The sequence below is a fragment of the Streptomyces sp. NRRL WC-3549 genome, from assembly GCF_000721935.1.
GTDB lineage: Bacteria > Actinomycetota > Actinomycetes > Streptomycetales > Streptomycetaceae > Streptomyces.
Genome location: NZ_KL585426.1, coordinates 97492 through 101171, shown reverse-complemented (window position 1 = coordinate 101171; position 3680 = coordinate 97492). Strand labels below are relative to the sequence as shown.

Below are 3680 nucleotides of genomic sequence, written 5' to 3'. Positions count from 1 at the left end.
GCGGCAGCTCCATGAGGAGATCGCCCGGCTCCCGCACCTGGCGGAGACGGCGGAACGGGCCGTCGTCGAGGTCCACCGGACCGGGGTGACCATGACCCCGAGAAGACGCTCCGACGTCTTCGTCTTCGGGGAGATCACCTTCGGCCTCGGCTACGCCACCGAGGCCCGGCGGAGGGGGCAGCGCTGCGCCTCACACGGTGAGGCCATGGCCCGCGCGCCCGGCCATCGCACGGAGGACCGGCGCCGCCTCATGACCGAGGCCGCCGCCTGGCGCGGGGATCTGAGCCCCGCCGCGATGTGCCCCGCCCTTCCCTCGGCTCGCCGCCGTGGCCCACCACGCGGGGCGGGCACCTCGGCGGCCGCCCCGCACGCCTCGGTGCGCCCGGTCGCCGTGCCGGTGACGGCGGACCGGCCGTTCCGGGCCGGGCGACCGGCCGGTGCCGGGGTGGCGCCCGCACCGATCCTGTTCGGGGCGCTCACGGCGGACCGCGTCGCCGAGACGCTCGGCCGGGCCCTGGGCGAGCGGGCGGGCGTACGGGCGGGCCGCGGCGAAGGCGGCGCGGCACCTGGCGGCGGCGGACGGAGCCGCCCCGGGTCGCCGAGGACGTGCGGCGGCCGCCCCGGGGCCCTTCGTCGCCCCGGGCGCCAACGGCCGGGGCGAGGCCGGTGGCACACGGCCCGGTGCCCCCGTCCGTCAGTGGCTTCCCGTGAGTTCGCCGCTGAGCTTGTCGTGGATGCTGGCGCTCGGCACGTTCAGACCGATGATCTCGACACTCTTGCCGCGCTGGGCGTACTTGGCCTCCACCGCGTCGAGCGCGGCGACCGAGGAGGCGTCCCAGATGTGGGCGCCGGTCAGGTCGATGACGACCGTGTCCGGGTCGGTGGCGTACGCGAACCGGCCCACGAGATCGTTGGAGGAGGCGAAGAACAGCTCGCCCGTGACGGAGTAGACGACCTGGCTGCCGTCGGGGTCGGTGACGGAGGTGACGTCGGCGAGGTGGGCGACGCGGCGGGCGAAGACGACCATGGCCGTGACGGAGCCGACGACGACGCCGATCGCGAGGTTGTCGGTGGCGACCACACAGGCGACGGTGACGGCCATGACGGCGGTCTCCCCGACCGGCATCCGCCTCAGAGTCTTCGGTGCGACGGAGTGCCAGTCGAAGGTCGCGAAGGACACCATCACCATCACGGCGACCAGCGCGGCCATCGGGATGTCGGAGACGACGGGGCCGAAGACGATGCACAGCACCATCAGGAACGCGCCCGCGAGGAAGGTGGAGAGCCGGGTGCGGGCGCCGGAGACCTTCACGTTGATCATCGTCTGGCCGATCATGGCGCACCCGCCCATCCCGCCGAAGAAGCCGGTGACGATGTTGGCGATGCCCTGCCCGATCGACTCACGGGTCTTGGAGGAGGGGGTGTCGGTGATCTCGTCCACCAGCTTGGCCGTCATCAGCGACTCCATGAGCCCGACCAGCGCCATCGCCAGGGCGTAGGGAGCCACGATCTTCAGGGTGTCCATGGTGAAGGGCACGTCCGGGAGGCCGGGCACCGGCAGGGAGGACGGCAGCTCGCCCTTGTCGCCCACGGTCGGCACGGCGATCCCCGCGGCGACCGTGATCACGGTGAGGACGGCGATGGACACCAGCGGCGCCGGGACCACCGTGGTGACCTTCGGGAAGAACACCATGAGGGCGAGGCCCGCGGTGATCAGCGGGTAGACCGGCCACGGCACGTCACGCATCTCCGGGACCTGGGCCATGAAGATCAGGATGGCGAGGGCGTTGACGAAGCCGACCATCACGCTGCGCGGGACGAACCGCATCAGCTTGGCGACGCCCAGCGCGCCCAGGACGATCTGGAAGACACCGGCGAGGATCACGGCGGCGATCAGATGACCGAGGCCGTGTTCACGGTTGAGCGGTCCGATGACCAGGGCGACCGCGCCGGTCGCCGCGGAGATCATCGCGCGGCGTCCGCCGACGACCGAGAGGGTCACCGCCATGGTGACGGAGGCGAACAGGCCGATCGCGGGATCGACCCCGGCGATGACCGAGAAGGAGATCGCCTCCGGGATCAGGGCCAGCGCGACCACCAGGCCGGCCAGCACCTCGGTGCGCCAGACCTTGGGGTCGGACAGCCAGTCGGGGCGCAGACCGCGCAACAGCGCGGCCGGAGTCGGTGAGGACGTGGACAAGGAAGGTACCTGTCGTGCTCGGGCACACGCTGGCATCACCCAGGGCGTGCGGGAAGGCGCCGGACGGCCGGGGCGGCCGTCCGCGGGAAGACCCCCGCGTACCGGGACCGCGCGGAGCTCGAAGCCGCTCAGGGACCGTGGTGCACAGCGGGCGGGCGGCGGTGCCGGGCGTCACGGGCGTGCTTACGCCGGCCCCCGCCGGGAGCGGCATCGGCCCCGGCGCGGCCGTCGGTCACGGGAACGGCCCGTACCGCACCAGGGCGGCGGACGGTGTGCACCCACCCCGACGGATCCATACTCTACCCTAACGTTAGGGTAGAGATAACGGGCCGACGGCGGCCCCGGCCACGGACAGGAGAGGCGCCCGCGTGAGCAGCGAGCACATGCAGATCGGCGAGGTCGCCACGCGGACCGAGCTGTCGCTGCGCACCATCCGGCACTACGAGGACACCGGCCTGGTCACCCCCTCCGCCCGCTCCCAGGGCGGCTTCCGGCTCTACACCGAGGCCGACGTCGCGCGGCTGATGGTGATCCGCCGCATGAAGCCGCTCGGTTTCAGCCTGGACGAGATGCGCGATCTGCTGGAGGTCACCGACCGCCTCGACTCCGGCCAGGAACTGTCCGGCGACGAGCGCGAGGCCCTGCTCGACCGGGTGCGCGGGTACGAGCAGGCCGCCGCGGAGCAGACGGAGAAGATCCGCGTCCAGTTGGCGCGGGCCGAGGAGTTCACCGCCGCGCTCCGTGAACGCCTCACACGCGACACCCCTCCCTGACACCGACGCCCGACACCGGCGGGCCCGACACCGGGCCCCTGCCGCCGGAGACCTCCGCCTCGCACCCCTTTGCCCGCTTCCGACATCAACTCGCTTGCCGGTACGGCCGGTTCGGAGACGGGCACACCACGCGGCGCAGCGCGGCCCGCACACGTCGAGAGCCTTGCCAGCCATGTGCGGGCCACCCTATCCTCAGCCGGGGAAAGCGCTTTCTGAACCCGCACCCGTACCGGTGAAGGCGAAGCCGCACCACCCCGGCGACTTCGCGCACGAGCCGCCACCGATCCGGCGCGGGGCTTCACCCAGGACGCCGACACGCCGTGGAGCCGAGCGAGAACACCAGGGCGACGAGGCGTCACGCCGGCCTTCACGACCGGCACCCGGAAGGGCGACGACCGGACCCACGGGCGGAAACGGCCGCAGCGGCACAGCGGCCGGACGGCCGCCCGCAGGGACCGAACCGCAGCCGAAGGCCCGACCGACCGCGCCACCGCACCGACCGCACGAGGAGAGCACACCCGCACAGGCCGGAATCCGCCGGTGCCGCACCGGCGGGCCCGCGCCTCTAGCTGTCATGCCCATGACCATTTCACCCCGCACGCCCCCCACACACGGCGGTCCCGCGTGCGGCGACGAACAAGGAGACGAACATGAGGAGAGCAGTCGCACTGCGACTCGGCGCGGCAGGGGCCACGATGGCCCTCGCC

2 protein-coding genes are annotated in these 3680 nt (G+C 72.9%); one reads left to right on the top strand and one right to left on the bottom strand.

Translation table 11 applies throughout. The features are described 5' to 3' along the window. Positions 1 to 694: 694 nt before the first annotated feature. A complete protein-coding gene (locus IH13_RS0128895; protein ID WP_110085067.1) occupies positions 695 to 2236 on the bottom strand; it encodes a SulP family inorganic anion transporter in 1542 nt (513 codons plus the stop codon). 332 nt (positions 2237 to 2568) lie between these two features. Here IH13_RS0128895 and IH13_RS0128890 point away from each other — a divergent pair, with 332 nt between their 5' ends. Then, positions 2569 to 2973 (top strand): MerR family transcriptional regulator, encoded by a 405-nt coding sequence (locus IH13_RS0128890; RefSeq protein ID WP_037842702.1) that lies wholly within the window; start codon positions 2569 to 2571, stop codon positions 2971 to 2973. Positions 2974 to 3680 lie beyond the last annotated feature (707 nt).

What these genes read in the sequence shown, in the direction of transcription:
- IH13_RS0128895 (WP_110085067.1), bottom strand. Translation starts at nt 2,236, where the DNA reads ATGCCAGCGTGTGCCCGAGCACGACAGGTACCTTCCTTGTCCACGTCC.